At 43.8% G+C, this 5,705-nt stretch carries 5 protein-coding genes; all 5 read right to left on the reverse strand.

Annotated features, from left to right (window positions below; all coding sequences use genetic code 11):
* Positions 1–206: 206 nt before the first annotated feature.
* From A5294_RS05680 to A5294_RS05700, 5 genes are read right to left on the reverse strand one after another with little or no spacing between them, the layout of a single operon-like run.
* A complete protein-coding gene (locus tag A5294_RS05680; protein WP_064340671.1) occupies positions 207–806 on the reverse strand; it encodes an FMN-binding protein in 600 nt (199 codons plus the stop codon).
* Positions 807–851: 45 nt separating this feature from the next.
* Positions 852–1,697, reverse strand: coding sequence for an ABC transporter ATP-binding protein (locus tag A5294_RS05685; RefSeq protein WP_101892182.1), 846 nt, complete (start codon positions 1,695–1,697; stop codon positions 852–854).
* A 50-nt stretch (positions 1,698–1,747) separates the two neighbouring features.
* The gene (locus A5294_RS05690) at positions 1,748–3,067 is read right to left on the reverse strand and encodes an ABC transporter permease (RefSeq protein ID WP_004574159.1); all 1,320 of its coding nucleotides are present in this window, start codon (positions 3,065–3,067) and stop codon (positions 1,748–1,750) included.
* Entirely contained in the window at positions 3,057–4,391 is a 1,335-nt protein-coding gene (locus A5294_RS05695; protein ID WP_064340672.1) for an ABC transporter permease, read from the reverse strand. Before A5294_RS05695 ends, A5294_RS05690 begins: the two co-directional genes overlap by 11 nt.
* Positions 4,392–4,403: 12 nt before the next feature.
* Positions 4,404–5,675, reverse strand: a complete 1,272-nt coding sequence (locus A5294_RS05700; RefSeq protein ID WP_064340673.1) for a DUF2318 domain-containing protein — start codon at positions 5,673–5,675, stop codon at positions 4,404–4,406.
* Positions 5,676–5,705 lie beyond the last annotated feature (30 nt).

The raw sequence follows: 5,705 nt of genomic DNA on the forward strand, positions 1-5,705 counted from the left end.
ACAAATATTATTACATGCTTTATTTGTGGGCTTATTCACGTTCCTTGGATTTATTACTACGGAATTGCAAATGGTGTCTTAGCATTAGTGATTTTGTGGCGAGTCATAAAGCGCCCACAAGGTCATCCTACGGATAAAAGCGATTTTTAAGGATTTAAGCTTATTGGCAATCTACCATTACGTTGAGCACTAAATTTTGAGTACATTTATTGCACGGATTGAATTGAGGCCTCTTGGCGAGCAACATCAAGCGCTTTGTTGAAGGCATCGCTAGTCCAACTTGCTCCAGCAACAACCGAAATATGCAAATCTTTTAGTGACTTTCCAACAATTTTGCCAGGTATAGCTTTTGAAAATGCGTCCATGTGGCCTTTTGAAATCGGCGTAAACGGATGAGATGTTATCTGCACATCGCTAACATTTCCATTTGCAACGCTTAAGCGTACATCAAAACTGTCTTCTGCAACAGGACCATACGTAGCTTTGACTTTATAGTCGCCATCTTTGTAATTGCCAGTATCAGTTTTAGACTGGTTTTTAGAATCCCCAGAATCTTCACTTTGAGCTGAAGACTTAGATTGCTGAGCGCCAGCATCGTACTTTCCAGAAGGATTACCACCATCATCCGAGCTTTGACCAGAGTTTCCTGCAAACTCATCATTCATTGGCACAGCACTAGGTTCACCGCAAGCCGACAACATAGCAGAAGATGCAGCTACAATTGCAAGCGTAGCAACGGTTTTTGCAACTTTTTTGGATTTCAAATCATCGCGTGAAACATCGTGAAACATATTATCTGAAATCATAAAATCATCGCCTTTAAATCTTGTATATTTTAAAATCTTGCGCAACTAATCATCTAAATTCGCTAATTTAGGCGACTTAGTAGGCTCATGGTCTTGCAAAGCTTCCACAACACTTTCATCAACGTGAGCACTCGTAAACGCAGGCTTGCCACCAATCGCCTCGTACGCTTTGCGCGCACTCTCATTATTCCAACGCTCACCAACAAGCACACCGTGATTAAGCATAATTTCGCGATCCGCGCATTGAGCAACCAGAGAATCGTGAGTTACAACAATAATCGTAGTTCCTTGATTGTGCAGCTGCTTAAACAAATCGAGCACAATCTGCTCATTTTTTTCATCCAAATTACCAGTCGGCTCATCCGCAAGCAGCAACTTCGGACAGTTAATAAGCGCGCGAGCAACGCACACACGCTGCTGCTCACCACCAGAAAGCTGGCTTGGTAAATGGTGAGCGCGGTCCTTCAAGCCAACTCGATCCAAAGCATCCATTGCCTGAGCTTCGTCAACAACAGAATGATAGTATTGCGCAACCATCACGTTTTCAACTGCCGTTAAATGCGGCACAAGATAAAACTTTTGAAAAACTAAACCGATTACGTTTTTACGAACGTCAGCAAGCTGACCTGCGTTCAAATCCTCAAGTTTGCGACCTTGCAAAGACACGGAACCTTTAGATGGCGAATCCATGCAGCCAATAATGTTCATTAACGTTGTTTTGCCAGAACCACTGGAGCCAACGATTGAAAGCCACTCACCTTCTGGCACAGTAAGCGACAAATCGTCAACCGCGCGAAGAGATCCGTAAATCTTGGAAATATGATCCAAAGTCAACAGCATTTTTGGCGTAGCTTTTGTATTCTCCAGCTTAGTTTCTTTATCCTCTGTCATATTAAATCCTTAACTCAAATCTTAAACAATCTCTAAATTTACGCTTAAAATTATTCTTCTCGAAGCACAATCGCAGGATCGATCTTTGAAGCGCGCAAAACAGGCGGCAACGCAGCAACGCAAGATGCAATAATGCTAAACGCCACCGAGAACGCAACAAGCCACCAATTCACGCCCAAATCTCTAGAGAACACCATTGCTGCAAGCAAACGTGCAAACACATACCCTACTGCGGTACCAGCAACGCCACCAACGAAGCCATATAATCCAGCTTCAGCAGTAAACTCCACGCCAATACTCCGTGCGCTCGCACCCAAAGCTTTGCGCAAACCAATTTCATTTCGACGCTGTTGCACAATCGAAGAAATCGTAGTGCTCACGCCAACCATCATCAACACTAGAACAACTAGCGACACAATGCAGAACAGGCTGCGAAGCATAGTGATAATACCAGTGTCAGCAGCAGTAACTTTAGTAACTTGCTGAGCGCGCACACGCATAGAAGTCATGTCGTTAATACTTCTCACAACAGCATCAACACTAGGAGCAGAAGACGAGTAAGCAATAACATCCGTACCACGCTTAACTCCTGTAAGAGAATTTACATCTGCGTTTAGCGCATATAACATGGAATCCTCTGCGCCGCCTGTGTCCAAAATGCCACAAACGCGGAAAGTTGTGCCGTGAGTATCCATAATATCTGTTGAGACTCTGCCTTCAACGAGCTTTTGTTGAGATGAATTTTGTGCAGATTCTTCTGAAGAATTTGCAACAGAATTTTGCGCTGGTTTATCTGCAGATTTATTTGCAGCCTTATTTTCAGACTTCTCTGCTGGCTTATGCGAGCCGGCAGTATTATCCGAGGATCTATACGCAATCGCAATTCGAGAACCTATTTTTAAGCCCATCGCAAGAGCTACATCTCGCCCAACCATAACATTTCCACTGCTAGGCCAAGAGCCGTCTACATTCCAATGCTTATTAAGCGACTTTACTGAACGAACGTCTATTCCTGCTAAAACATACGGAGCTGCGTTAATACGCACGTTTTCGTAACGATACGTAGCAGAGCGCATAGCACCTTTTGCAAGAACCATATCATTTGTGTGCAAAACCATTGCGCGATCAATACCGTTTTTCCACTCGCCCTCAATTGGAGTTACGATAATATTCGCTCCATACGCACGCATTTCATCGCTCATTTGCTGAGGCACAACAAGGCAGATTGCAGCTAAACAAAACAGCGTGGCAGCACCAACAAGCGTTGCAATAACAGCCATCAAAGCACGCGATTTTCTACGAAATACCGCGCTAAATAGCATGGTAATAAACATAGAATTGTTGGAAGTCATATAAGATTTACCTGCCATGAAGCACCTCCGCAGGACGCACACTCAAAATCGAACGAATCGACGAGCCTGCAGCCGCAAGCACAGTCAACGCAAGCAGCACGAACACCAGAACAAATACCATCGGTCGGAACAAAATCGCAGAGTCGAACACTGTAAAACCAATAATCTGCGCCACTGCAAATCCCAAAGCCATGCCGACTAACGCTCCACCAAACGCAATAACCGCAGTTTCCATAAGCATAAGACGAGCAACAGCACCATCACGCGCACCCAAAGCCTTAAGCAATGCAAGCTCACCGGAACGCTCAGAAATTGAAGCAGCCATAAGATTCGCCACAGCAACAGCCGCAGCAATTAAACTTAACGCAGTCATCAAAACCATAACAGCGCGCGTCTTATTTAATACGTTACCCTGAAGAGCTGCAACTTGACGAACCTGCTTTGCAACAGCTCCAGGAATTACCTCCTCAATTTGGTAAGTAATCGAACTCGGGTAAGCCGTGCAATACCAAGTTTCCCACTCTTCCTGGCTGAGCGCTGCCGGATTTTTAGCAGCCTTTCGCGCTAAATCATTTTCAGGAGTAGTAAGCGCCTTTACTTCAATCGAATCAACCTTATTCGGCTTATTTGCAAGGCTTTGAGCATCGCTAGAACTTGCGTAGATTGCGTTATTATCGTCGTCGCCAGAATCGTATATGCCAACCAAGCGCAACGAAACCTCGCGCCCGTCACGAATCAAACGCAAACGCTGACCAATTTTTAAGTGCAAATGCTCAGCTAGCTGCGCACCTACCATTGCTTCAGATTTATTATCTTTTGCCCAACGACCTGCATTAATCTTCCACCAAGAGCGCAAACCCCTAACACCAACAACCGTTGTTTCCCCGGAAGCGAGCGCAAGCTTACGATTAAACCAAGTTCCAATAATAGGCACTACCAAATCGCCAGAAGATTTCGCTTCAAGATTTGCGTGAACTTTTATTTTTGGCGCAAAATTAGTGATATTAAACGCCCAGAAAATCATTTTTATTTTTGCAGCATCAGATTCTTTTAGCGAAGCAGTAGACTCGTGGCTTTCCGCAGCCTTTAAACTCCCAGAACCATTAGTATCAATCTGCTCGCGAGAAGCATACAAATCATTTACAACAGCACTTGATTTTGGCTGAACCACAATATTCGAACCGTACGAGCTGAGCTCTGCGTTAATTTTGTCTCCAACGTCATACACAACGCTAAGCATTGACACACTAACGCACGCACTTAAGCACACTACGAGAGCAATTAACACACGCTTTTTCAATTGCCGCACAAGAGATCGAGCAACCATGCGCATCATAAACATAGCAACTCTCCCTTACTTAAAATGCGAACTGAGCACGTCTAAATCAGCAGTATGAATTGTGATTTTGCCATGCCCAGCCTTATACGGGAACGGAATCGGATTGCAACCACCTTTAAAACCGATAGTTGCCAAATTAATTGCTACGTCACATTTACGGCAAATAATCTTACCGTCTTTTTCATAGTAGCCTGCATCTCCACAGTTTTCGCAAGCATCCAAGCCAACGCCATACGCTCCACCATTCTTTTTAATGATTATAAAGCGCATAACAGTGCCGTCTTTTGCTTTGTATTGGAAGCGATGCAAATGACCATCTGAAACTTGAACGTAATTAATAGTCGCAACACCATCGTGCAATTCGTACGGTTCTGGAGGCGTAAGAGTTGGTTTAATATTCATAATAGATACGCCTACAGTAAGCGTAAGTATTACTGTTATAACAGCCAAAAGAGCTGCGAGCGCAGACTTTCGTGATTTCCTTTTAAACGCTCGCTTCGTGCGAATTTCTGCAGCATTTTCACCAACTACAGCCGTTTTAAAGCCGATTATTACGGATGCAGCAGCAGGAATCATAAACACGCTAATTTGCGCCATAATCATTAACGGAGCGTTATTAATTAGCCAAACAAGCACGCTGAAAGAAAAGTCATCCATATAAAGCAGAATGCTTCCTTGCATAATCTGCAAAAGTGAAGTTATGTGCTGCACTAGCAAAATAATCATGCTTAAAACTACAGCGATTTTGAAAGAAATCGCGTTAGATGTAGTGCGCAAAGAACGAACCATAAGGCTTAAGCAAATAGCAGCAATAACTCCAAGCACAAAACCAAGCGCTCGAAGCAACATGTCTGATGTAAAAGGCGGAGTGCTTGAATCCACGAAGATAGTAAGCTGCAAAATAACATCTGGCAAAGCATAAAACACAGTAAACGCTAAGCAACATGCACCAATTGCGTTACTTATGTGCATTAAAAGCGGGCAATTACGCCAATTTCTTACTATTTTGTGTGAAAAGATAACCACAATAATTGCAGCAATATCAAGCGGAACTGCAATGCACAACGCCGGCATATTAATAAAGTTTCGCTGATTAATTACCACAGATGCGCGAAGTATAGCAAAAATAAGAGCTGCAACTGTGCCTGCAGACAGCCCATACAATCTCCAACGTGCGCTTAGAGGCTTATCTCGCCCCTCGCCAACAGTGAGCGATGTGCTTAATCCCATTGTGAGTAGCGTAAGAGGGAGCAGCCCAGGCATAACTGCCACAAACAGTCTGAGCATAACTCCCTCCTTTGCTGTTACTTATTATTT

This window comes from Gardnerella sp. 30-4 (assembly GCF_001641215.1).
GTDB lineage: Bacteria > Actinomycetota > Actinomycetes > Actinomycetales > Bifidobacteriaceae > Bifidobacterium > Bifidobacterium leopoldii.

Bases quoted from the DNA above. Each gene is read 5' to 3' on its own strand.
- A5294_RS05680 (WP_064340671.1), bottom strand. From the start codon at position 806: ATGATTTCAGATAATATGTTTCACGATGTTTCACGCGATGATTTGAAA.
- A5294_RS05685 (WP_101892182.1), bottom strand. From the start codon at position 1,697: ATGACAGAGGATAAAGAAACTAAGCTGGAGAATACAAAAGCTACGCCA.
- A5294_RS05690 (WP_004574159.1), bottom strand. From the start codon at position 3,067: ATGGCAGGTAAATCTTATATGACTTCCAACAATTCTATGTTTATTACC.
- A5294_RS05695 (WP_064340672.1), bottom strand. From the start codon at position 4,391: ATGTTTATGATGCGCATGGTTGCTCGATCTCTTGTGCGGCAATTGAAA.
- A5294_RS05700 (WP_064340673.1), bottom strand. From the start codon at position 5,675: ATGCTCAGACTGTTTGTGGCAGTTATGCCTGGGCTGCTCCCTCTTACG.